This is a genomic window from Fibrobacter sp. UBA3718, from assembly GCF_002371935.1.
Taxonomy (GTDB): Bacteria; Fibrobacterota; Fibrobacteria; order Fibrobacterales; family Fibrobacteraceae; genus Fibrobacter.
In genome coordinates, this window is sequence record NZ_DFHR01000005.1 from 1 (window position 1) to 24,920 (window position 24,920).

At 51.7% G+C, this 24,920-nt stretch carries 21 protein-coding genes; 2 read left to right on the forward strand and 19 right to left on the reverse strand.

Features of this window, described 5'->3' with window-relative positions:
* The 12 genes from B4A77_RS01395 to B4A77_RS01450 all read right to left on the reverse strand — a co-directional run.
* A partial coding sequence (locus B4A77_RS01395; RefSeq protein ID WP_290737634.1) for a hypothetical protein occupies nt 1–392 on the reverse strand: 392 nt, incomplete at its 3' end.
* A 2-nt stretch (nt 393–394) separates the two neighbouring features.
* A complete protein-coding gene (locus B4A77_RS01400; RefSeq protein WP_290737637.1) occupies nt 395–2,398 on the reverse strand; it encodes a DUF3732 domain-containing protein in 2,004 nt (667 codons plus the stop codon).
* Complete coding sequence (locus B4A77_RS01405; RefSeq protein WP_290737640.1) at nt 2,395–2,856, reverse strand: three component ABC system middle component; 462 nt, start codon at nt 2,854–2,856, stop codon at nt 2,395–2,397. The genes B4A77_RS01400 and B4A77_RS01405 overlap by 4 nt, the downstream gene beginning before the upstream one ends.
* Nucleotides 2,840–4,018: an ABC-three component system protein gene (locus tag B4A77_RS01410; RefSeq protein ID WP_290737642.1), complete on the reverse strand. Its 1,179-nt coding sequence runs from the start codon at nt 4,016–4,018 to the stop codon at nt 2,840–2,842. Before B4A77_RS01410 ends, B4A77_RS01405 begins: the two co-directional genes overlap by 17 nt.
* A 10-nt stretch (nt 4,019–4,028) precedes the next feature.
* Complete coding sequence (locus tag B4A77_RS01415) at nt 4,029–5,327, reverse strand: restriction endonuclease subunit S (protein WP_290737645.1); 1,299 nt, start codon at nt 5,325–5,327, stop codon at nt 4,029–4,031.
* 105 nt (nt 5,328–5,432) lie between these two features.
* Nucleotides 5,433–7,889 (reverse strand): type I restriction-modification system subunit M, encoded by a 2,457-nt coding sequence (locus tag B4A77_RS01420; protein WP_290737649.1) that lies wholly within the window; start codon nt 7,887–7,889, stop codon nt 5,433–5,435.
* Nucleotides 7,890–8,023: 134 nt separating this feature from the next.
* Complete coding sequence (locus B4A77_RS01425; protein ID WP_290729472.1) at nt 8,024–8,728, reverse strand: hypothetical protein; 705 nt, start codon at nt 8,726–8,728, stop codon at nt 8,024–8,026.
* Nucleotides 8,728–9,438 (reverse strand): tetratricopeptide repeat protein, encoded by a 711-nt coding sequence (locus B4A77_RS01430; RefSeq protein ID WP_290737652.1) that lies wholly within the window; start codon nt 9,436–9,438, stop codon nt 8,728–8,730. The genes B4A77_RS01425 and B4A77_RS01430 overlap by 1 nt, the downstream gene beginning before the upstream one ends.
* A 46-nt stretch (nt 9,439–9,484) precedes the next feature.
* Nucleotides 9,485–11,239 (reverse strand): glycosyltransferase family 39 protein, encoded by a 1,755-nt coding sequence (locus B4A77_RS01435; protein WP_290737655.1) that lies wholly within the window; start codon nt 11,237–11,239, stop codon nt 9,485–9,487.
* A 3-nt stretch (nt 11,240–11,242) separates the two neighbouring features.
* A complete protein-coding gene (locus tag B4A77_RS01440) occupies nt 11,243–12,895 on the reverse strand; it encodes an NAD(P)/FAD-dependent oxidoreductase (RefSeq protein WP_290737658.1) in 1,653 nt (550 codons plus the stop codon).
* 1 nt (nt 12,896) lies between these two features.
* Nucleotides 12,897–13,346: a GtrA family protein gene (locus B4A77_RS01445; protein ID WP_290735323.1), complete on the reverse strand. Its 450-nt coding sequence runs from the start codon at nt 13,344–13,346 to the stop codon at nt 12,897–12,899.
* A 30-nt stretch (nt 13,347–13,376) separates the two neighbouring features.
* Complete coding sequence (locus tag B4A77_RS01450; protein WP_290737662.1) at nt 13,377–14,585, reverse strand: M18 family aminopeptidase; 1,209 nt, start codon at nt 14,583–14,585, stop codon at nt 13,377–13,379.
* A gap of 82 nt (nt 14,586–14,667) precedes the next feature.
* Between B4A77_RS01450 and B4A77_RS01455 the strand changes: the two genes are divergently transcribed.
* Both B4A77_RS01455 and B4A77_RS01460 read left to right on the forward strand, forming a co-directional pair.
* Entirely contained in the window at nt 14,668–15,675 is a 1,008-nt protein-coding gene (locus B4A77_RS01455; protein ID WP_290737665.1) for an MlaD family protein, read from the forward strand.
* Entirely contained in the window at nt 15,669–16,439 is a 771-nt protein-coding gene (locus B4A77_RS01460) for a hypothetical protein (RefSeq protein ID WP_173381737.1), read from the forward strand. Before B4A77_RS01455 ends, B4A77_RS01460 begins: the two co-directional genes overlap by 7 nt.
* Nucleotides 16,440–16,504: 65 nt before the next feature.
* Here B4A77_RS01460 and B4A77_RS01465 read toward each other — a convergent pair whose 3' ends face one another.
* From B4A77_RS01465 to B4A77_RS01495, 7 genes are all read right to left on the reverse strand, one after another.
* Nucleotides 16,505–17,347, reverse strand: a complete 843-nt coding sequence (locus tag B4A77_RS01465; RefSeq protein ID WP_290735312.1) for a hypothetical protein — start codon at nt 17,345–17,347, stop codon at nt 16,505–16,507.
* A 9-nt stretch (nt 17,348–17,356) separates the two neighbouring features.
* A complete protein-coding gene (gene pyrF, locus B4A77_RS01470) occupies nt 17,357–18,244 on the reverse strand; it encodes an orotidine-5'-phosphate decarboxylase (RefSeq protein ID WP_290725505.1) in 888 nt (295 codons plus the stop codon).
* Complete coding sequence (locus B4A77_RS01475) at nt 18,244–19,476, reverse strand: TrmH family RNA methyltransferase (protein ID WP_290737669.1); 1,233 nt, start codon at nt 19,474–19,476, stop codon at nt 18,244–18,246. Before B4A77_RS01475 ends, pyrF begins: the two co-directional genes overlap by 1 nt.
* The gene (dxs, locus tag B4A77_RS01480; RefSeq protein WP_290737672.1) at nt 19,473–21,344 is read right to left on the reverse strand and encodes a 1-deoxy-D-xylulose-5-phosphate synthase; all 1,872 of its coding nucleotides are present in this window, start codon (nt 21,342–21,344) and stop codon (nt 19,473–19,475) included. The genes B4A77_RS01475 and dxs overlap by 4 nt, the downstream gene beginning before the upstream one ends.
* On the reverse strand, nt 21,344–22,231 hold the full coding sequence (locus tag B4A77_RS01485) for a polyprenyl synthetase family protein (RefSeq protein ID WP_173381743.1): 888 nt from the start codon (nt 22,229–22,231) through the stop codon (nt 21,344–21,346). The genes dxs and B4A77_RS01485 overlap by 1 nt, the downstream gene beginning before the upstream one ends.
* A 103-nt stretch (nt 22,232–22,334) precedes the next feature.
* The gene (locus B4A77_RS01490; protein ID WP_290737675.1) at nt 22,335–23,990 is read right to left on the reverse strand and encodes a hypothetical protein; all 1,656 of its coding nucleotides are present in this window, start codon (nt 23,988–23,990) and stop codon (nt 22,335–22,337) included.
* Entirely contained in the window at nt 23,987–24,823 is an 837-nt protein-coding gene (locus B4A77_RS01495; protein WP_173381745.1) for a TIGR02147 family protein, read from the reverse strand. Before B4A77_RS01495 ends, B4A77_RS01490 begins: the two co-directional genes overlap by 4 nt.
* Nucleotides 24,824–24,920: the final 97 nt, after the last annotated feature.

Here is a 24,920-nt window from a genome sequence, read left to right on the forward strand (position 1 = left end):
TGCGAAAAACCCTTGACACTACCCCAAAAAAGCATTAATCTTAGCGGAGCGACTTGGTAGGTTTCCCATCTAGCTCCAATGTTTTCTTCATTATCAAACAATGTATCAAAAATTTTCGCATAGGCAAAAAAAGTTTTTTTCACTTCACCAAAGAAAAAGGATGCATTATTTTCTTCAAGAATTTGAAGAATAATTGAAGACGCAGATTCCAGCACGCTTGGTTTTTCAACAGAATGAAGTTCTTCTATTTTATGTCCATTAAGGAAATCTTTTATCCGTTCATCTGAATCAAGATCATTCCTTGAAAGTAATGCAAGGTGATAAAATTGAGGTCTATTTTCATCTGCAATATTTCGACCGGTACTTCCTGACTCATCAATATAAACAAACATTTTTAATCCCCAATTTTTATAAACCCTTCGTTTTTCGCTCTCCAGCGACGACCTCTCACTAAATCCTTGTCAAAATCGCAGTCTTCTAACTTTAAATTATCAGCGTGATCGGTAATGATAATTTGGGGCATTATGTTCGTTTCTTCAAAAGTCTCTTTACAGAATTTAACTAATTGCTGATATAAGTTTGTAACCGATTTGAGATCAGAGTCAACTTGTTCCTCTTTTCCCTCTGCTTCCTTAAGCTTCTTTGCGTCAAATTCAGTAGCAATGTCTGTTGAAGTTGGGAAATATACCTGGCTTGGTTGGTCTAAAAACAGAATAGGAGGAATTAAACAACTTGCACCTTGTTGGCAAAAATATTTTATCAAACCTGTAAAAAGCGAGATGTGACATGCTAACCAATTGGCCCCACTACCTACAGAACGCAAATAAACAGGTTTGCCTTTAACATTAAAATGAAGATCAAAAGTATCTAATGAAAAATTTAAATTAACAGGCTTGTATGTCTGCTCAAAATCTAACTTTCCGCCAATCACATTCATATTTTTATTTATGGCGATTTCTGCGGATTTCATCTTATTTTCAATATTGTAATTATCGCTTAAAAATTTATTTATTCTTTTAATTGAGTTCTCATATTTGTCTATTTCTTCTAATAATTCAGGTTCATTACCGATGAGTTTTTCTTGAATAGTAGCAACAATTCGTTCCTTAACATTTACAGCTTGTTCATAGCGAGATCTTCGTTCTCTCGCCTGTTTTTGAACATTTTCCATATCTGTAATTAACTTTTGGCAACGCGATAGATCTTTTTTCAATACATCACGTTCTTGCTTTAAAGCTTTTTGCTTTACAAGAAATGATTCTGCCAATACGGGTGTTTTTCGCAATTCACCATTTAGCCACTCTATAGCAGATTGTAGCTTATTAACCTCTTTTAAAATACCTTTATTTTGATTTTTACAGAACGGACACTCAGATGCCGTAACATAAGCGGAATCGCAAGAGCTAATACCATTTAAAGAGTCTTTATATTTATTAGCATTATTTATATTTTCTTGAATTCTTCCTAACTCTAGATTCTTTTGTTGTATTTTAGAATCAATATCATCATATTCCTTTTTTAGTTTTTCGTATTGCTCTGCAAAAATTTCTGTATTATCTTCCGCAACAACTGCTTGTGCTTTTATCATCTCTAAACAATTGGCGGGATTTGATATAATTTGATCAATATTGTCTGCTATAAGATTCTTTCCGGTAATATAAGCATATTGATTAAGAAGCTCAATTAATAAGCTTTTCACATTAGAAAAATTCTGATCAAGTATTTCTTTTTTCAGCCTTAACTTCTTTAATGCTCGCTCCGCATCTGCCAATTCTTGTTTTTTTAGATAATACTCTTGGTCAACAAATCCCAAAAATATCTTGAATTGGTCAATAGTTTGATCTCGTTTTTCTTTTTCATCAAAACGATAGAATAAGGCGTGCTTATTTGCTATCATATTTTGATGTTGTAACATGAATGAAACGAAATGCCTGACAGATGCACATGGAGCCTTCGCATTGTATCTTCTAAAAGACCTAGCCTCTAAATCTTCATCTGTGTCTAAGACCTTTAAATTAAAATAACTATTTAAAGAATTTCTAAAAACATCCAATGCCAAAAAATAGTCATTAGAAAAATAATCCCTAGTCAAACCTTCTATAGAAGGCATGGAACTTTCATATCGAAGGAATGCTGTTTTAGGCGTTGCTTTTCGAGCCAAAACAAGATATCCATCATTAACAGACATTACGCAGAAATACAACTCAGCATTTTCTGTAATGACTCCATGTGGAATAGTATTATCATCTTTGCCGAAACAGTAATCAAATATTTCGATTATTGCGCTTTTGCCCGTTGATGACCGACCTGTTATAACATTCACGCCATCGTAAAACTCGATTATATGTTTTTTCCCAGAATTATCGATAACACCTATGTATTTAACAGAACTTTTCATAATTCGGCAACTCCTAAATACCTGTAAATAGTAGGAATATCTGTTGTTTTTATGAGGTTGGCTAACTTTGCGGCCGCTTTAAATTCCGCAGAATCTTCGAAAGAAACGCTATTAGACGATTCAATGGCTGATACATGTAGTGAATCAGAAATATCGAACATTCCTCTATCACATCCATATTGAATGCATTCATTCGTAATAAGCTTATATTCTTTTACCATTTGAGGAAGCCCAATCAAGTTTTCCTTTTTTCTACAAAAAGTGTAAATACTGCTACTAGGTTTTGATTTAATCAATGATTTCTTAGACTCTTCACTCAATACTAGCGGAAGAATCAAATAAGACAACAAAATATCTTTATCCTGACCACGATATTCCTTATAAAAAGAATATATGATTGGGGTGTATTTAAATGCGTTGTTGTAAATTGTGTAGAGGTACTCAAATCGTTTTATCATCATTGTCCTCCTCTTTTAACAACCATACAATTTTATCGTCATCTTCATCGGCCATAATATGATAAAAACCATTTCTAAACCTTTTAGGAGTGTCATTAAAATTGACAAATGGCTGCGCGGCTTCTCCTGTTACGTCGTCATAGAAATTCTGTGATTCGTTTATAATATTTGTTGGATTTGGGTTTTGGGAGGCATTACGAAAATAGCGCCTTCTTTTTGTTTTAAAAGAATCCAACAACTCATTTTCATAACTTGACATCACATTGGGAAGTAATTTATAACTAGCCAAATCTTTTAATAATAAGTTATTTGTGTATAAGTAATGGCTAATTGCTTCGTTTTTTACATCTTCATCATATTTAATATCATCAATCTTTTTTACAAACAATGAACCTTTTTTTTCTTCAATTTCTTCTTGAGAAAAGGATTTCTCTATTTTAGGAAATACAACTGTGCGAGCTTGATAAATTCCAGATAAATCCTGAACTTTTTTTGAGAAATCTTCACATAAAATTTCCCAATTATTTGAAACAATTTTTGGATTTATTACAAAACCAAGTAAAGTACTCAAATATAAATCTTGATTTTCCTCTAGAATATGCCGTGCATACTTCGTTTTCATAGATTCGTATATTTCTTCAAACCCCAACGCACAATCTATGATTCTGAATTTTTCTAAAACACTGTTTAACCGGTCTCTTTTTTCATCGGAAATTATCGATAACATATGCTTTCTTTTGGCAATTATTGGATCTGATGTAGAATCTTTATTTTTTTCAGAATAATCTTTGGCAATAGAAATAATGATATCTAGTTTATCTTCTAAAGATTTTTCATTCCATCCTTTAAATAAACATTCTGACCCTATTTGCTGCGTGGTTAATAAAGCAAGATACTTGTAGTTTTCGGGATGGAAGGAATCGTGACACCAATTGAAAAGCGTGTTCCAAAAATTATCATGAACATTCGTTAGAGGATTAGAGTATTTTTTTACTTCAATTTGTGCAATTTTTTCTATTGTTATGTCTCCATATTTTTCAATATAGAGTTTTTCGCCCGGCTTCAACTCAAAACAATAATCAAGGGCTGTATAAAACTGATATAGAAACCCTTCTACCTTATCTGTAGCATTGTTTCTGACTAGTTTTGCAGTTTCCGCCATATCATCTCCTTTACACTAACCTGATTTTTCCAGTGAGGAGTTGTTGCATCATGCCGGTTTTGAGGGTGCGGTATTTTGCGAGTTTGGTTTCGAGGGCCGAGATTTCGGCGTCCATGTCACTGAGGACGTTTGCAATAGCGGTTTGTTCTTTTAAAGATGACGGAAAAATTACCTCAAAATTTTCAAACTGTTCTCTTGACAAATATGTAATAGTTGTTCCTGTCGCCATATCGTTTAATCTTTTTTCTTCAGATGTCATACGATAATAGAGAAAAGAAACATCCGTTTGTTTCATTGGAACCAAACCAATAAAAGTTTGGTTTGTTATCAATTCTTTTCCGACAATAGCGCACTTCCCCAAGTAAGCACTACATGAAACAATTAGAGTCCCAACAGGATAAATTTTTAAATTCATCTTTTTAACGGTATCTAAATCAACGCCTTGATTAGATTTTGAGCCATAAAGATATGTTCCATCAAAATCTTCAATACGACACCATGGGATTGGTCCATTTAGCAGCGTTGGTTTATCTCTCATGGGAACAATGAAGGACGATACACATTCCTTTAAATTCTTCACTTCCCAATCAGCGGGGATTTTTCCGAGTTCGGTTTGTTTGTAGGTAGGTTTGGCGGGGGCGAATCCGGGGAGGCGTTTCTTGCCAGTGAGGAGTTGTTGCATTGCGCCTTGTTTGATGTTTTTCTTTTTGGCGATGAGTTTTTCTAGGTTCGCGATTAGGGTGTCAACGTCGGAGAGGGCGCTTGCAATGCACTGTTGTTCTTTTATTGTGGGAGGAACTTGCGTATAGACATCATTAATTTTTTCAACAGACAATCCTGGTTGTGCACAGCCCGTTGCATACTGATTTAAATTTAGCGCCGTCAATTGATAATATAACCATATGGCATCAATATCTTTTTTAGGAGATGCAACAACAGCATGTTCTGTGGCGTAGAATTTTCCTTTTGCCAAATTAACATTTCCACACAACTCACCTTGACGCCCAATAATTGGATAAATACCATCATGAGAATAATGAGACAAATAGGCTCTAATTCCATTACCACCAAAACAAGGATATTTTGGATTGAAATCATTGTAAGAAGTCATTTTTCCGGCTTTTAAGCCTGCGATATCCTTCAATGGTTTTATTTCCCAATTGTTCGGTATCATTCCGACTTCAGTCATTTTAAAACCGCTCTGGATTGCCACGTCGCTACGCTCCTCGCAATGACGAGAGCCCTCTTTCGTCTTTCGTCTCTCGTCTTTCGTCTGAACCAAAGTCTGTTTGAATTTCGTTTCTTTCATAAATTAAGCCCTAGATCCTTCGACTCCGTTACACTCCGCTCAGGATGACGCATGTGGATCCTATCGCTTCGCTCCAGGATGACAATCTTTCGTCTCTTGTCTTGATCATACCTCAAATCCCATTTCTTTGAGGTGGTTCTTGACTTTGGTTTCGTAGTCGGCGACGGTTGCTTCGAGGTCAGGGAGCGTGTTTTCGTAGCGGTCGGCGAGTTCGGTCACGCGGGTTGCAATCTTGTGGCTGGTGGTGTCGTAGAGGCTCTTGATTCCTTCGAAAATATCAAAGCTCCACTTCTGTTTTACGAGCAGGTCCTTGATTTCTTTTTCGGTGAGTTCGGCATACTTGTTCTTGACGGATTCGTCCAGCGCCTTGTTCAGTTCCTTGACGATGCCTGCCTGGTTTTTCGCGGTGGCGGCAAGTTCGGTGTATTTGGCGAGTACTTCGTATTCTTCGCTCTTGTTGCTTGCCTTTTGCTTTTTCAGTTCCTTCAGCTTGGCGGCAATTTTCTTCGCGTCCAGGTCTTCGCTTTCTTCCTTGGCGTAGTCGGCCAGCACGCTGCCTTCGCCGCTGTTTTCTTCCACGAATTCTTCGAGCCTGGATTCGCTTTCGGCGACAACTTGTTCGGCACGTTCGATTTCGGCCTGTTCCTTGGCAAAGTAAACGCGCTCGATGACGGTCTTGGGCAAGAGTTTGCCTTCCCAGCCGATTTCCTTGGGCTCGGCCTTTTTCTTGCCGTCGTCCTTTTTAGATTCTTTCTTGAAGATTTTCACGATTTCGGCACCGGCCATGTAGCCGTCGTACTTGAGCACGAAAACGTCGTCGCTCATGGTCTCTTGCCAGTAGGCGAGCAACACCTGATAAACGTCGTAAAAGTCCACGAGTTCAATGTGGCGAAATTCGTCTATCAGCGATTCCGAAAGTTCTATGATAAACTTCTTCACATCAACCGTGCCGTCAATGTTCATCAACTTCTTGGAAGACTTCTTGAGCCATGCGTCAAAGGCGTTGTCAATCTGTTCGGCGTAGGCCTTGAATTCTTCGTCGTTGAAGATTGCGCCACGGATTTCGTCTTTTTCTACCTTGAGCTGGTAATAGCCCGCACGGAATTTCTTGAAGAGTTTGCTCTTGAGGCCAGGGAAAATATCCCAGTAGCGTTTTAAGGAATCCACGTCGCCCGCGGGGATACCGCCGTTCAGATGGGCGTCAATAGACTGCTCGTCTTCGGCGTCGCCGCTGTCGATGTAACGCGGGATGTTCAGGTTGTAGCCGTTCTTGACCTTGATTTCTTCCATCGGGACAAAGCGCGCGTACTTGGGGTCGTCTTCGATGCGGTTCACGAAGGTCTGCACAATCTTGTGGATGTCGCGTTCGCGCAGGCGGTTCTTGGGGCCGTCTTTCACAAAGTCGTGGCTTGCGTCAATCATGAATATGCCGCCGCCCATTCCTTGGCGTTCGGCTGCGTCTTCCTTGTCCATCACGATGATGCAGGCGGGAATGCCCGTGCCATAGAAAAGGTTCGCGGGGAGCCCGATAATGCCCTTGATGTAGCCGCGGTCGATGATGTTCTTGCGGAGGGATTCTTCGGCGTTGCCACGGAACAGCACGCCGTGGGGCAAAATCACTGCCGCCTTGCCGGTGGGCTTGAGCGACTTGAGGATGTGCAAAAGCCAGGCGTAGTCACCGTTCTTTTCGGGCGGGCGATCGTCATAGCCGTCGAAGCGGCCAAATTCCTGTAAGCCGTCGGTCCAGTTCTTGAGCGAGAACGGAGGATTCGCGACCACAAAGTCGAAACGTTTCAGAGCGCCGTTGTCCAGGTATTGCGGGTTCGAGAACGTGTTGCCCGACTTGATTTCGCCACTTGCCTTGTTGTGGAGAACCAGGTTCATTTTTGCAAGGCCCGCCGTCGTGGTTTCTTTTTCCTGGCCGTAAATGGCGATGTCGAAGGGGGCCTCGTCGGCTGCGCGGATGAGGAGCGAGCCCGAACCGCATGCGGGGTCGTAAATGGTGGTGTTCCTGTTCTTGACTTTCCCAAGGCCGATGACTTTCGCCAAGATGCGGCTGACTTCTGCCGGGGTGTAGAACTGGCCCTTGCTCTTGCCGCTTTCGGTAGCGAAGTTACGCATCAGGTATTCGTAGGCATCGCCCAGAATGTCGTCGCCGCCCGCCTTGTTGTTGCTAAAGTTGAATTCCGGGCGTTCAAAGATAGACACGAGGCCGGTCAAGGTATCCACCATGTCCTTGCCGTTACCGAACTTGGAATTGTCGAAGAACTTTGCATTGTCGATGACGCCTGTCAAGTTGTTCGCTTCGGCGAGTTTCGCGATGGCCTTGTCCATCTTTTCGCCAATGTCCTTGTTGTTCTTGAGCGCGACGAGGTCATCAAAACTACCGCCTGCAGGAACGTTGATATCGGCGTACTTCTGACCCTTGAACTTGTCGGTCACGTACTTCACAAAAAGGAGCGTCAGAATGTAGTCCTTGTACTGGCTAGCGTCCATGCCGCCGCGCAGTTTATCACAAGATTCCCAGAGAGAAGAGTAGAGTTCGTTCTTCTTGATAGCCATATAAAAACGCTAGGTAGAGAGGGGGTTAGTTTGTTTCGTAAATATATATAAATGGAGGGTGAGGGTTGCTAAATCCTAAAAAAAGATCCCCGACCAGGTCGGGGATGACATACTGAGGTTGATTTCGGTTGACCTTACCAGTCTTTCGCAGGTCTAGCCTGCCCGCGGATGGGTTTCCAGGGCTTGCGTTCGCCGTTCTGCTCGTCGAAATCCTTCAGGAGCTGTGCAGCCTCTTCGGGGCTCATCTCGCCCATCTGCACGGGCTGTTCCTGGGGTTCTTCGCCACCCTGGCTGTCGCTGGAATTTTCCTGCGGCTGCTCGGGTTGCTGTTCAGGCTGTTGCCCACCATTGCTGTCGGAACTTTCACCGCCCTGGCTGCTGCTGGACTGGCCACCGCCATTCTGATTCTGGTTTTGGTCATCGCCCTGGCTCGAAGAACTCTCAGACCCGCTGGAATTGCCATCGCCGTTCTGGTCCTGGTTCTGCTGGTCCTTATTCTGGTCCTGATTCTGATCTTTATTTTGATCCTGATTCTGGTCCTGGTTATTGTCCTGGTTCTTGTCGTTCTTCTTGTTCTCGTTCTTCTGCTCGTCCTTGGCTTCCTTGATGCGGTCAAGAAGCATTTGCAGCTTCTGGTCGTTCGGGTAGTATTGCAGGCCCTCGTTGCAGGTGATTTCGGCAGAAGGCAGGCGGTTTTCGATGTACTGGAAGGCCGCATCGCTGTAGTAGGCGCTCGCGCTCTTCGGGGCGGCAAATGCTGCTGCGGACAATAGCAAAATCAACACAATGGACCCTATCGCTGCGCTCCAGGGTGACATAAGTCTAAATTCTTCGCGCATCAGATCACCTCCAGGTCGTTGTCGGTGTTGCTCGCGTCAATCTTCGCCTTGGGCTTGCGGCCGGCCTTGATTTCGATGACGTCGTCGATGCGCTGCACGTGGCCGCTCAGCTGGCCCGCAGTCTCGTCCTCGGCAATCAGGTTCTCGAGCATCTCCTTGGCTTCGGCGTACTTGCCGTCCTTGCAAAGTTGCAATGCGCGCGCCAGGACTTCCTTCGCCTTGTCGGAAAGCGGCGGCTGTTTCTGGTCGTTGTTCTGGTCCTGATTCTGGTCCTTGTTCTCTTTCTGCTTGTCGAGTTCTTCCTTCAGCTTGCGCTGGACAATTTCCACGTTCTTCTTCGCGTTCTCGAAATTGTTGTCGAGGTCGATTGCCTTTTTCAGATATGCTACGGATTCGCGCCAGGCCGCAATGCGTTCGCTACCCTCGGCGGCCTTCTCGCCCATGCGGAAATACGTATTCGCGAGGTTGTAGGCGGCCTTCGCTGCCATACCCTTATCGGGCATGCGCACGGCGCTCTCGAGTTCCTTCTTGGCCTCTTCGTAATTGCCGAGCCTGTACTGGCACGTTCCGATATTGTAGAACAATAGCGGGTTCGCGGGTTCGGCCTCGCGGGCCTTCATGTACTTTTCCAAGGCACCGGCATAGTCGCCGTTCTTGAACAGTTTATTGCCGTCGTTTATAGGCCGCGCCCAGAGGGCAACCGACAGCACACATACTAAAATCAAAAAAATTCGCATTTTCAAGCCTTCGTATTCTCTACATGGCAAGAATATACAAAATCGCCGTGCTCAAGACAAACAACGAAACAAGTGCATAACCAAGCACTTTCCACTTGGTCGACGCCCCTTCTAGAGAAACTCCCCAGCCGACAAACGGGACGAAACTCAAGATGACCGGTGCGATGTACCTGAAATCGTTGCTGCAAGAATACGGCACCTTGATCCGCAGGAACATGAGCGCAGCGAAGAAGGCCGCGCCCTGCAAAAGGAGAATCCAATGAATCGCGCCAAGTCTCGCCTTCCAGAATCCGCGGGCAGCATACACGAGCATCCCGAGGAAAGACACGCTCATCAGGGTTGCAAGCGTCCTTCCGGTCCCGTTGCGCACCAGTTCGAATTCACCGAACATCGACGACTTGAACGCATAATTCCAGAAGAACTCGCGCCCCCATTCCTCGTTCCAGGCACTCGTGTAAGGATGCGTCACAAAGGACTTCAGGTCAAAGAAAATGTAGTTGAACGCCTCGTTGCCAACCTTCAACCGCCCGTTCAGGCCGCTCGAATTGCCCACCAGGTCGGCATCGCCCAGCAACTTCTGCAGGAGGATTCCGGCAATCAGGGCGACAAACATTCCCCAGGCCACCCACTCGGACCTGGACGCAGTAAGCCGGCGGAAATTGTGAACATAGCCGCACACGGCAAACAGGAACGTCGTCCCGAGCGTCACCACGGCAGTCGTCTTGGTCCACATCGCAAGCGCCGTAGCGACAACGGACACAATCAGGTACTTGCCTTTCCCCTTATTCAGATAGTTGATACCACCCCAAAGGCAAAGGACATGCATCAGATAGAACATCTGGTCGTTGCCAATGCGGGGCGCGACAAGAATCATCAACGGCCAGAAAGTCCACAAGAGCGAAGAAAGCCCGAGTGCAGCGCCGCCCATGAAGCCCTTGAGGAAGAACAAGCCAAGCAAGAGCGTCGCCACCGAGAGCAGCAGGCTAAACACCTGCAATCCCGTAGTGCCGCCCACGCCTATCCCGTTGCCAAACACGAACGAGGGCACCGACGACACATAATAAACAGGCGGGTGGTAGCAGGTCCAGCAGTCATCGACTCCCGGAACGGCATGCTTTTCGAGAACGTACTGCACGTAAGCGACGTGGCCGTCGACATCGTTCGAATAAGTCGTGTAGGGAACGTTCGCAAAGAAAACCGTCCTGATAGCCACGCCAAGGAAGAAAACAAAGAGAAGCCCTCCGCGGAGTCCGAGCCTGCGCCCTATTAGGAGGCACAGGACCGCAAAGAACAGGACCGCCCCCACATTCGAAGCGGTGGCAGCCGCCGAACTCTGGTAGACAAACAGGTTCAGGCCCGCATCGCCCCCGTTGTTCTTCAGGCTGAACGCAAAGTGCGCCTTGTCCCCGACCCTGTGGGGTGCAAGCACGCTATCCTTCAGGAGGAAGCCCTTCGAGAAATTGCAACGGTCGTGGAAGCCCGACACGTCAACTTCTTCCCCGTTCACGACAATGCTTTCTGCGCAGTCATCCGGAACGACGCGCAGGTCGTATGAGGCGTTAAAGGGATTGTGGATATCCAGTTCCACCTGGAACAGTTCGCCGTCCGCCATCTTTTGCGCAACCGGGAAGCTCACCCTTTCGGGATCGCCGTCCCTGGTCAACACGACATTGTCAATGGAGACGCGCATGGCAACGCCCGTGACGACACAGGCCACGAGCAGCAGGGCGCAATAGAGTTCAGGGAGCTTGAAAAAAGCTACGACGCGTTTCATGGTCTACGACTTCTTGCCTTCGTGGTATTCTTCTTCGCTGTTCACGTTCCAGAGCGCGGTCTTGTCAGCGGAGTTCTCGCGGATGCACTTCACGACTTCCATGGCGCTGAGCATGCTGTGGTCCATGTTGTTGTACTTGTGCATGCCGTTTCGGCCCATGAGGAACAGGTTCTCGATCGGGTCCACGTATTCACGGATCCTGTCGAACTCGCCGTAGGTGCCGAAGTAGGCGGGATACGCCTTCTTGATGTGGAACACCACGGAATCGCGCACGTCTTCGGGACGGGCGACATCTATCTTGTCGAGTTCCTCGATGGCAAACTTGATGAAGTCCTTGTCGGGCATGCGCCACATCTCGTCGCCCTCGGTGGCGAAGTATTCGAGGCCGATCCACACCTTCTCGGGGTCGGCCACCAGGTAGGGGCTCCAGTTGTTGAAAATCTGGATGCGGCCGAGCTTCACGTCGGATTCCTGCACATAGATCCAGTTGTCGGCCACGAACTTGAGCTTGCTTTCGGGAGAGCCGGGCTTTGCCGGATTCTTGATGAGCAGCTTGTCGAGCAGGAGTCCCACGGTAATGAAGTCGCGGTACACGAGGCCATCGGCGACGCGCCTGACATCGGCTGGCACAGGAGTATTTTCGCTATCCATCGCGGAGACGAGTTCCTTCACCGGCATCGTGCTGAGGAAATAGTCGCAGGCAACCGTTTCGTGCATGACGACGCCCGTGCCGTCCATACTTTCCACGACAACGCTTTCGACGCGCTTGCCGTCGGCGGTGCGGTTCACGCCCACCACCTTCTCGTTCATGCGAATTTCGCCACCCGCTTCCTTCACCTTCTCGGCAACTGTTTCCCACAGCTGGCCGGGCCCGAATTTCGGATAAAGGAACTGCCCGATGAGGCTCGTCTCGGTATCCTTCTGGCGGATGTCCGCTCCGTTCGCGGCCCCCGCGGCCGGCTTTTTCTTGCCGGCGAAAATCTGCTTCACGGCGTGCACCACGGTCTTCGTGATGGAAAGTCCCTTGATGCGCTGGCCACCCCAGTCGGGGCTGATCTTGCTGCACGGCACGCCCCACACCTTCTCGGTGTAGTCGCGGAAGAACGTGCGGTAGAGTTCCACACCGAAGCGGTTGATCATGAAATCTTCGAGGCTCTTTTCCTTGCGGGCGGGCAAAAGCTGCACCTTGATGTAGCTCATGCCAATCTTGAACATGCGCCACAGCCCGAGGTTGCGGATGGTATCGCCGTTCAGGCTCACCGGATAATCGAAAAGCTTGCGGAGGAAAAGGATTCGGCTGAGGCGGCTGCGGCAGAGCATCACGTAGTCCGTCTTCTCGGGATCGGGGCCTCCGGCAACCAGAGGCACGCTGCGCCCGATGGCGATATCGTCCTTCGAGGCGACACCCTGCAGCGGCAGAATTCCCTGCCACCAGTCCATCACGGTATCGCTCTTGCTGAAGAAGCGGTGCCCGCCGATATCCATGCGGTTGCCATTGTAACGAGCCGTCCGCGAGATGCCGCCGATGACATCCTCGGATTCAAATATCACGGGCTTCACGTCCGTGGTACGCAACAACTCCAGTGCCGCCGTAAGTCCCGCAGGACCGGCGCCCGCAATTACAGCAACTTTCTTCGATTCGTTCTCCTGAGCCATTTTACACATCCTTCTTCTTTTTAAAAAGCAAAAGCTTTCGCGCCCCAAAATTCCACATCAGCACGAGAACCGCGGCGACCATCTTGGACACCATCTCGTTCAGCGAAAGCCCATCGACCATCAGGTACATGAGCAGCTGGTTGATGCCGACTCCCGCGATTCCCACCAGGGCAAACAGGACAAACTCGGCAACCTTCTGCTTTTCGAGCGTCCGCTCGCATGCGGTAAACACCCACACGATGCTCATGGTATAGTTGAGCACAAGCCCCGCCACAAGTCCCACGAGGTTCGCGAGCAGGTAATGCCATTCGCAGACATAAAGGCAAAGCGCGAACAGCCCGAAATCCACTACAAAGGCAAGCCCTCCCGTCACCAGGTAACGGAGGAACTGTCCCAGCAAGGACTTGCGAGGGAACCGGTCTCGTAGCGATTTTATCTTATCAGCAATCACGCGTCTGCAAATATAATTAAGCCAAAAAGACTAGGCCAAGATTTCGCGGCCATACAAGGCAGAAACCAGGCCAATCATGCTCTCGTGATCCTTTACCGCAGTCATTTCGCGGATACTGTGCATGCTGAGCATGGGCTCCCCGACATCGACCGTCGGGATTCCGAGCGCAGAAGAAACGGTGGGCCCGACGGTGGAGCCGCAGGGCATGTCGTTACGCATCACGAATGTCTGGTACGGAATTTCCGCCTCCTTGCAGAGCATCTTGAACCGCGCATTCGAGAAAACATCGCTCGCATAACGTTTTTGCGAGTTTGTCTTCAATACAATCCCCTCTCCCAGAATCGGGGCGTGGTTCTGCTCGTGCTTCTGCGTAAAGTTCGGATGTTCGGCATGCGCCATGTCGATCGAAAGGGCAAGGCTAGACGCAAGCGCCCTATTCAAGGAGACATCCGGCGCAACCTCTTCCAGGACGCTCCTGAGGAAATTCCCGCCCGCTCCTTCGCGCGTCTCGGAGCCGACCTCCTCGTTGTTGAAGAACGCGGCCACCAGATAATCCTTCCTTGGCACGGGGGCGTTCGCCATCGCAAGTGCAACCGCATGGCAACTACTCAGGTTGTCGAGCCTGCCGGAGTATATCCATTCATTATCGAGCCCGCCCAGCCGTGCAGGCTGCGCATCGAAGAACTGCACGTCAAAATCGAGCAGCTCCGCACCTTCGGGCAGTTCCCCTTTCAGCGCGTCCACAAACCTCACTCCCTCGCGGCTTGTCCACAGCGCATTCAGGTCCGTCTGCGGATTTACCTTCAGGCCGTCCTGGTTCACGCCGCGGTTCAGGTGGACCGCCAGTTGAGGAATGCGGACAAGTTTGTCTGAACGGAACACCTTCGTCTCGATTTTTCCGCGAACCCCGTACGCCAGAATTCCGGCGTATCCCAGATCGCGGTCGAGCCAGCTCGTATAAATCGGGCTCCCGTAGATTTCGGGATGGAGAGTCTGGATACCCGCCGAGCGCACATCCGGGTTCGGGGTCACCTTGAGCGCCGGGAAGTCGGTATGGGCAAGCGCAATCCTGAACTTCGAGTCCGCACAGGCTTCTTGGGGTTCCCGGACAGCGACGAGCGCACCGCCACGTTCCCAAATTTTCAGTTTTCCAGCCTTGGATTGCGACAAAAGCGCCCTGATTCCCTCGACCGTATGGTAAGGGGTGACCGATCCGTCCAGAAAATCCAGAAATTCCATAAAAACCTCTCTTTTCCCTGCAAAATAAAAAACACGAAACCGCCTTTGCACACTGAAAATAAATATTTATATATTTCGCACTATGATATTCAAGCCCGTCAAACAAATCAACTGGATGGAACTCTCCGGCCTCCTGGTCGGCGTGTTCTTTACCGTTGCAGTTACGATTTTCGGGATTGTCCTCTATACGAAGCTCTTTGCCAGCGGCATGATCGGCGTCGAAGAATACAGCCTCCACAGCACTTTCGAAAAGGCGCTCGGCCTCCGACCCGGCACCCGCGTCCAGATCAACGGCGTCGACGTCGGCCAGATTTCGGATATGGAAATCGAAGGCGACGGCGTCCATATGGAATTCGTCATCCGCAAGCAGTTCCAGAGCTGGATTACCGACAGCGCACAGGTCTACGCCATCCGCGACCAGAACCTGATCTCGGCGCGCGTCATTAACATCGACGTCAAGAAGGGCAAGGGCCGAATTCTTGACGACGGCGACTACATCACCCCGGGCAAGGCTCAAGATATCGAGACCGTACTCGAAACCACGAACGAACTCCTGGGTCGCGTCAACGAACTTATCGATGCGGCGGACACACTTGTCGCCATGGCCATGGACACAGGAACGACCGTCGGCGCACTCTTCGGTTCGCGCACCCTCTACGACAACCTGAACATGCAGTTGCACCGCCTCAACGACATTACGCTTGCCGGAAAGTCAGCCCTCTTCAAGACTTCCAGCCTGCTCGACACGCTGCACAGCAATATTCCCGGACTCATGCACAAGGTCGACGGGATTACGGACGACGTATCCGGGATGATGAACGAACTCAAGCCCCTGCCCGGCAAGGTCGACCAGCTCATGGGCAACGTCGACGGCCTGATGGGCAACATCGACAACACGATGGGCAAGGTGGACGGCCTGCTTAAGGAAGTGGGCCAGGTGACCACCGGGCTTTCGGATTTCATGGAATCGACCGAACAGACCTTGCAGAACGCCGACGACCTCATGACCGGCATTTCGAACATGTGGATCATCCGCAGGAACATGCCTAGCAAGGATTCCGTACCGTTCATGGTGGAGACGCTATGGTAATTCGCAAGTTCGGCATCGCAGCGCTACTTTCGCTCGCAACGCTTGCAAGCGCATCGGAATCGGGCATTCTCTCGTCCCGCGCGCAGCGTTCCCTCGATGCAGGCAAGATAGCCAAGAGCTACGGCCAGCTCGAACGCGCATTGCTCGCCAGCCGCAAGGAATCGGATCTCCGGGCCGAAGCCCGCGTGCTGATGGCCATGGCACAAATCCGCACCATGAGCCTCGACTTCGCGTTTGCCGATTCGCTGCTCGCCCAGGTGCGCGAGGAAGTTCTCGACAAGACCTCGAAAATCCTGTTCCTCCAAGGGAAAGCGGCACTCGCAAATGCGCAGGGCAAGTTCGACGAAGCACTAGGCCTCTGCAAGTCCGCAGACCCCAACTCGTTAAAGAAGGTGGACGACCCGCTGCAGGCGGCGTTCTATTCCGAATGCGCCATCGCGCAGGCAGCAGAACGCAGGAGCGAAGACGCAGACGAATCGCTCAAGATGGTCGGGAAGCGTTCCGACAAGAAGGGCGGATTCTACGCCTGGACTGCGGCGCGCATGGCAGACCTTTCGGGCAAGGGAACCGCGGATTCGCTCTACAGGGAAGCCGAGAAAAAGTCCATCCGCGGCAACATCCCCTACATGACCGCGACTATCCTCTACCACCGTTCACAGCTCAAGAGCACTCCGGCAAAGGAAGCCGAGGATCTCAAGCTCCGTTGCAAGAACGCGTTCGAACTGATGGGCCTCCCGAACAACGCAAAGCGCTGCGGGGAATAGACCTCTTTTTCTTTTCAAGGCAAAATGCGCCGGTTAAGCCGACGCATTTTTCATTTCCACATTTTTTAATTCGCTACGGGAGCCGCCGCCGAATCCGGCTGGGCTATCACGGAATCCGCCGGGGCTTCCTTCGGTTCTTCCACCTTCTTCAGCGAAAGCAGGTGGTGGAACGCATACGGCGGAGGCAACTTTCCATCGGCAAACGCATCGATAGTATTCTTCACGTCGTTGTACTTGGTGGAATCTGCCCCAGTCTTCGAGCCGACGCCACGGTATCCCAGCACACGGAAAGTCTTGTTGTAGAAGCTTTCGCGGAACTTCTTGAAGCGGGGCTGCATCACGTCGTTCAGGATCATTTCGAGCGCGGTCTCCGTCTGTTCCGCATCGAGTTCGAACGTGCGGTACATGAGGCGGATATGCTGGGGAATCGTCGTATCGGGACTGTCGAAGTAAGGGCGCATCACGTCGGCCGCGGCACGCGGGTTAGGGAAGGGCCCCTTCGAGAGGCGAAGCGAGAACCCGACCGCAAGGCGCCACTGTTCCGGAAAGTTCTTGATTGCACGGCGCATCACGATAAAGTCCGTGGTGTCCTGCGTATCGATCGGAGTGATGCTACCGACAAAGTAATACGGCGTGTAGAAGAGGCTGTCGAGTTCGGTGCAGAGGTTCGCCACATGGCTCAGGTGGTTGTATTCCTTGCCGGAGAGAAAGCTTTCGCCCAGGTCCGTAAGCCCCTTGATCCAGAGGAGCCCCGCGACGGAGGCGTCATTCCCAGCGGCGACATACTTCACGTACGAAGCCTTCGGCAAGAAGGATTCATCGAAATGCGCGTTCGGGAGCGGCTTCGCCAGGTTGAAGGCGAGCGCGATAACCGCTACGGCAAGAACGATGCATGCAACGAACCGCATAGGCCTTCCCTATAGCGCGCAGGCCTCGGCCAGTTTTTCGAGAGCGTCGATACAGTCGTTCGCGAAATTCGCCGGCGTGTTGTTGCGCTGCCATGCGAAATTGAGACCGCTCGAACTGTTGAGCACGTGGAACTTGCGCTTGCCGCCGCCGTTCGCGATTGCGGTAAGCACGGTCTTCGCGTCGCCGCCCTGTCCTCCCGGCACTCCCGGAATCGAGACGCCCGGAATCAGGAACGGGATTTCGTGCTTCTTCGCGACCGTGTAGGCGGTAATCTGTTCGAGTTCCTCGGGATGCGTCGCACCGACGACTGCACCCAGGTACCCGAGACTTCCGTCCCATTCCATAATCTTGTCAGCAACGGAGTAGAACGCCTGCGCATTGTCGCGCGGGTCATCGCTGCGGACGACCGTCATGTCCTGGAAATCGTGAGCACCCTTGTTGCTCGTGCGGAGCAGCACGTAGGCGCCGTTCTCGGAGTTCTCGCGGATGAACGGGCCGACAGAATCGGCACCCATCCACGGCGAAACCGTCACGGCATCTGCCTTGTACACGTCGTAGGCGGCAGTCGCATACGCGGCACTCGACTTGCCGATGTCGCCGCGCTTTGCATCCAGAATAACGGGAATGCCCGCGCTCCTGTAGTCGGCAATCAGCTGCTGCAGCACAAGCATCGCCTGCACGCTCACGCATTCGTAGTAGGCGCTGTTGGGTTTCACCACGGCGGGCTGCACGTTACGGCGCAATGCGCATTCCAGAATGTCGGAATAGAAGCGCTTGATCTTCTCTTCGGCGCTGCCTTCGAGCGGAATAAGCTTCAAGACCGGGTCCATGCCGAGGCATACCGGGTTCCCGCACTTCGCGATTCTCTGTTCGAGAAGTTCGTGGAAATTCGCCATTACTTGAGTTCCTCCTGAATCTGCGCGGCCTCGTAGCTGAGGATTCCGTGCGCCACGGAAACATTCAAGGATTCAAGTTCGCTGCTCATCGGGATCTTCACCGTCTCGTCGGCAAGCTCGATGAAATACGGATTGGTGCCTGCGCCCTCGTTCCCCACGAGGAAGGCCATCTTGCGGAGCTTGTGCTTCGGAATTTCCTTCAGGCTCTGCTTTGCGTGCAGGTCCGTCGCAATGATGGTATAGCCCTTGCTGCGCAGGAAGTTGATGTGGTCCACGAGGTCGATATCGAATTCGAAGGGAACGCGCAGGAACGTGCCCGAGGAGCCGCGGACCACCTTCGGGTTGAACGGGCTCACCGTACCGCGGCCGAGCACCATGCCGTTGGAACCGAAACCGAGACTCGTACGGAAAAGCGTCCCGAGGTTGCCCGGATCCTGCACGGCGTCAACGAGCGTGAGCACGCTGCGGCTCGCCTCGTAGACGGGCTTGGTGTTCGCGATGCGGCAATGGGCGATAATCCCCTGCGGAGTAACCGTCGAGGAAAGCTGTTTCATCTGTTCCGGCGTGAGCACGTGGAGCGTGACTTCGGCGTCGTTGATTTTTTCGATGAGGTTCTCGTCCTCGAAACCTTCGACGACATACACGGCAATCACAATTTCGCGATGACGGGAGACAAGTTCGTCAACGACATGCACGCCTTCGCCAAGGAAGCGGCCTTCGCGTTCGCGGCCCTTCTCGGTCGTAATGGCCAGGAGCTTGCGGAACCAGGGCGGATTCGCCTCGGAAGACACAGTCTGTTCCGCCTGGGCGGCGCGAGTCTCCAATACGGATTCGTCGATATTCTCGTCGATAAGTTCGGCCTTCTGTTCGGGACGCTGACGGTACACGGGAGCACCCATGTCGCCAGAAGCGCGGAACGGACGGGAGTCGCGGTCGAAGCGCTTCTTGAAGGGGCGATCCCCGAAGCTGCGGGGACGGCGTTCGCGGCTGAAGCGGCCTTCGCCATCTTCACGGCGGCGTCCGTCTTCGCGCAAACCGCGCGGGCGGTCGCCTCGGAATCCCGGACGGTCGGAGCCCTTGAATACAGGGCGTTCTTCCCTGCGGAACGGGCGGTCGCCGGCATCCGTGCGGGAATCGTCGTCACGGCGGGGGCGACGTTCGTCTCTTTTTTCGCTAACTCCGAACTTGCGGTTCAAAGTCGTTCTCACTGTGCGCTTGTTTTCTTCGCTCATAATTTTTCCATCAGCTGTCTGGCGACAGATTCGCCATCGATTTTAAGTAGTTTGTACAATTCCTTAATTTCGCCCTGTTCCACAAAACAATCCGGCAAGCCAAAGCGGAACACCTTCTTGTCCGTATAGCCGAGATCCTCGAGCAGGTCCGACACGGCAGAACCGTAGCCGCCGATTCGGGTATTGTCCTCGAGCGTGACGATGACCTTGTGGTTTTCGAACAGGCCCCGATAAGATTGCGTATCGAGCGGCTTTATAAGGCGCGCATCCACAAGCGTCGGGCTGTATCCGTTCTGCTTCAGGATTTCTGCCGTCTTCTTGAGTTCGTTTGTCATGAATCCCGCACCGAGCAGCAAGATATCCTTCCCCTGCTCGATGACCTTCGGGAGTTTCGCGTCAAAAGGCTTGTCGCTTACCGGGGCAAGGGATTCGGCAAGCGCCGTGCCACGCGGATAGCGGATGGCAACCGGGCCTTCCATGTCGATGGAGGCCGTTATCATGTCGCGGAGCTCGTTCTCGTCGCTAGGAGCCATGATGGTAAGGCCAGGCACGGTACGCAGGAACGAAAGGTCGAATGCACCATGGTGCGTGGGGCCGTCGGCTCCGACAAGCCCTGCGCGGTCGAGGACGAAAACGACATGCAGGTTCTGGAGCGCCACGTCGTGCATAATCTGGTCGTAGGCGCGCTGCATGAAGCTCGAATAAATTGCCACGACGGGAACAACGCCATCGCAGGCGAGCCCCGCGGCAAAAGTAACCGCATGCTCTTCGGCGATGCCCACATCGATGACACGGTCGGGCAGTTCCTTCGCGACAATATCCATGCCGCAGCCAGTCGGCATCGCGGCCGTAATGCCCATGATGCGGTCGTCCTTCTTCGCAAGTTCCAAAAGCGTCTTGCCGAACACGCTTGTCAGCGAGGGATTCGGGCTGCCCGGCGAAAGCGGAAGTCCGCTCTCGGGATCGAACGGGCCCGTACCGTGGAACTTCGTCGGATTCTTCTCGGCAGCGTTGAGGCCGCGGCCCTTCTCGGTAAGCACGTGCACAATGCAGGGACCGGGCTGGTTCTTGACCCTCTGAAGGATCATGATAAGTTCGTTAATGTCGTGGCCGTCGATCGGGCCAAAGTAGCGGACGCCCAGGTCCTCGAAGAACGTTCCGGGCTTCACCGCATTCTTCGCGGCCGTTTCCACCTGCAGGAACAAATCACGGAAACGGCTGCCGAGCACACCCGGAAGCCTCTTCATCAGGCGGTCCAGGTCCGAACGCATCTTGTTGTAGACCGGGTCCGATATAACGCGGTTCAGGTACTTGCTGAACCCGCCCACGTTCGGCGCGATGCTCATCTTGTTGTCGTTCAAGATGATGGTCATGTTCTGCTTCGAGACGCCCGCATTGTTCAGGGCCTCGTAGGCCATACCGCCAGTCATGGAGCCGTCACCAATGACCGCCACCACGTTGTTCTTGCGGTTGAAATGGTTACGGGCAACCGCAAAACCGAGCGCCGCAGAAATCGAGGTGGTAGCATGCCCCGCGCCAAAGCAGTCGTATTCGCTTTCGCAGCGCTTCAAGAACCCGGAGATGCCGCCCTGTTGACGGAGCGTGTCGAACCGGTCGTAGCGACCCGTCAGAAGCTTGTGCACGTAAGCCTGGTGTCCCACGTCCCAGACAATCTTGTCGTCCGGGGCGTTGAACACGTAATGGAGCGCAAGCGTGAGTTCCACGACGCCAAGGCTAGACGCAAGATGCCCGCCATGCTTCGAGACCTGCCCGATGATGGTTTCGCGGACCTGCGATGCAAGCCGGTTCAATTCGTCCAAGGAGCAGTGCTTGATGTCCTCGGGAGACTTTACGTCTTTCAATTCCATTACTTAACCCGTGTAATGATGAAGGCGGCAATCGCGCGGAGGATGGAGGTGTCGCAGTCCAACCTATCCAAGGCAAGGAGAGATTCTTCGTAGAGTTCGTGCGCACGCTCGCGGGACTTTTCGAGTCCGACCAGCGAAGGATAAGTCGCCTTGCCCTTCTCGATGTCGGAACCGGCATCCTTGCCCAGTTCCTCGGTCGTAGAAACAATGTCCAGGATGTCGTCCACAATCTGGAAGGCAAGCCCGATGGAGCGTCCGTAATCGCGGATAGCTTCGATAGATTTCTTGTCGGCGCCAGCCAGCATCGCACCCACCTGGAGCGAAGCCTCGATAAGGGCAGCCGTCTTGTGGTAATGGATGTAGTCCACAATTTCGAGGTCGACCGTCTTGCCTTCGCATTCGATATCGGTCATCTCGCCGCCGATCATGCCGTAGGTACCGAGCAGGTGGGCAAGCAGCTCTATCGCCTGGGCATCGCCCGTCTTGCCCATCAGTTCGAAAGCCTGCACGCACAGGGCGTCTCCCGCCATGACGGCAGTCGCCTCCCCGAACTTCTTGTGGTTCGTGAGCTTTCCGCGACGGTAGTCGTCATTATCGACACAGGGCAGGTCGTCGTGGATGAGGCTAAAGGTGTGGAGCATCTCGAGCGCAGATGTCGCAAGCCAGATTTTCTCGCCCTTGCCGCCGAACATGTCGAACGTCGCCTTTGCAAGGCCCGGACGCAAGCGTTTCCCACCAGCAAACATGGAATAACGCATAGCCTCGTGCAGGCGGCACGGGCGGTCACTTACGGGGGGAAGGTGTTCGTCAAATTTCGCTTCCGCTTCCTTGGCAATGCGGGCAAGATAGTCCTGCGCTATAGCAGATTCTTTTTCAAGATTTTCCATAATCCAAAGATACTTAAATTCGCGTTTACAAACAATGGCGGCATTGTTCAAATATCAAATAAAAAAGCCCCCAGCAGGGGCTTTTCGGACATTTTCATGTGCGTTAGAACAGTGCGCCGTAGAGAATCACGTCGTCGATGTAGAACTCGGAACCGTCCTGCACGAAGATGTGGAACTGCTTGACCCAGCTCTTGACGCCGCTCCACGAGGTGAAGCAAGTTTCCGTTGCCGCGGCACCCACGCAGAGTTCTGCCGGGTTCACGCTGATGCGCTTCCAGTCCTTGGAGAGCGGGATCCATTCAGTCGCGGCCTTCAGGTTCTTGCTATCATCGATATAGTTCTCGAGCGAAAGCCTGATGTTGCCGTTGCCCTTCGCGTAGAACACCACGGAATCGATTTCGGAGAGATTCATGTAGTGTTCGAAAGACGTTCCGACAAGGGCCCATGCGTAATCGTCGTTGGCAAGCTTGTATGTACCGTGGAACACCTTCGACTTGCGGGTCGAATCGTAGACGATACCTTCCGCCACATTGTTGGCCGGCTTGATTTCGGTACCCTTCTTGAGGAGGTCGATATTCAGGTACCAGCCTTCGCCATCCTTCTCGAAATCCTGCAGCACCTTCACCGGGTTCAGGAACTGCGTACTGCTGGGTTCGACGGAGGTCTTCCATTCCGTGTAGAGGCTGTTCAGGCTGTCGGATGCGACGAAGTAGATGGAAAGCGAATCGTCGGCAGGCACGTTCGGGAGTACGTAGGCACCCACATCGTTAGTCTTCACAAGCATGTCGAGGCCACGCACGCCCACCCACAGGAAATCAGTCGTAGAGCGGAGCGTTACCTTGCTCGAAATGGAAGCGGTTGCAGAAAGCCTGATAGTGTCGAGATCGGGAAGATCTTCCGCATCGAAGACTTTCGAGAACGCGAAGCCATCCGAAACGACCGTCAGTCGGAAATCACCCTTCTTGGGCCATTCCATAGTGAACTTGCCGTTCGCATCGGTGCGGACATCCGAATCCACCACCATGCTCTGGACGGCGAATTCTTCGGCCATCGCATCCGCGGCACGGAGGGCGACCGTCGCATAGGCAGCGGGAGTACCGTCCTTCAGGAGCGCGACGATTTTCCCTTCATCGGGATCGGGAGCGCGATAATCCTTCAGCACGGATTCGCGGGGCTTCAGGTACAAGGTCTTTTCGTCCAGGGTCTTGTCGTAGTCCCCGTCAACGAAATAGAGGTGCAGCGAATCGTTCGCCGGGAGCGCGGACAACGCGAACCAGCCGTTCGAATCGGTCTTCACGAGCACGTCGGTACCGAGCACGCCCACCCAGACATTGGAACTGCCTTCGGGAACATCCACGACTCCAGCCATCAGGGCGGTCGCGAGGAGGTTCACCGTGTCGGGGGAAGCCTTGTCGTTCGTTTCACTGAAATCGGCGCGGGTCACGACCTTGGAGAATGCGACTCCATCCGGATGGACCACCGTCAAGCGGTACTCGCCTTCCTCGGGAATCTTCACCTCGAAGGCGCCCTTCTCGTCTGCATAGCCGTCGGCCACCACTAGGGCGTTCTCCTCGACAGCCTGCGAAGCGCGGAAGTTGACCTTCCGGAGCGCGACAGACGCATAGGAAGCAGGCTTGCCGTCGATAAGCGCAAGTCCGTTCGTCGTCTCGCTGCCGGGACCTTTCGTAAATTCATCGGGCGCGGAAGAACAGAACCACCCCATAAGGGCGATCGGCATTAGAAGAAGCAACTTTTTCATTTTTCCTTCTCCTGTAGTTTCTTCGCAAATCCAATCGGGAACAGCTGGACATTCAGCTGGAAGACCGTATCGTCGCCATCGCCTTCCTGCGACATGCGCAGAAGTTCGCTGCGGAACTCCTTGATCTTTTCGCGGATGAGAGCGATGTCGTCCATGTTGAACGTCATCGTCACCGTGCTAATGTCCCTGAGGGGAGGCGCATGGCGTTCGAGGGATTCGCCGCCAAGGCGGATGGTTTCCTTCTGGAACGTGCGGACAGCCTCGGAGCGCCAGTTTCCACCGGTACTCACGAAGGTATCGTTCACCTTCCAGTATCCATCCCTATCCCTCGAAATCATGTTTAAATCATACAAAAGTTTTACGGCGCTCTTGGCCTCTTCCACCGTAATCGGGGGCGTACAGCTCTCCGCAAGGCCCTCGAAGTCGTCCTTGAACTTGCAGATGCCGATAATCGAGCGGATGGCGTTGCAATACCAGTTGCGGTAGAACTCGAGTTCCTTCTTCGCAAGCCTCTTGAGGGGGATTCCCTTCAGGATCTGCATCTTCTCGTAATGGTTCAGCGCCTCGGCATCCGTCTTCGCGCGGCCGAAGCAAACAAGTTCGGTCCAGTAGGCGGTCTCCTTCTCGTCGAGCCCGAAGAATTCCGCCATGGGCTTCACGAGAGAGAGCGTGAGGTGGATCTTTCCCTGGGATACGCGCAAAAGGTTGCCCGGGTCCGCCCCGAGCTTCATCGCCATGTAACGCCAGGAGATGACGCTCTTGCGCTGCTTGAAGTCGTCAAATGCGTCACGTATCCATTCGCGGTAGTCTGTATATTCAAAAATCGGCTTCACAAAAATATCCTCTGGAATCACCCCTCGGGGTGGCCCGCAAAGTCTTGTGGGCTAACAGATTAAAAATAAAACAGCGCAAGCCAAAAAGGTAGTATTA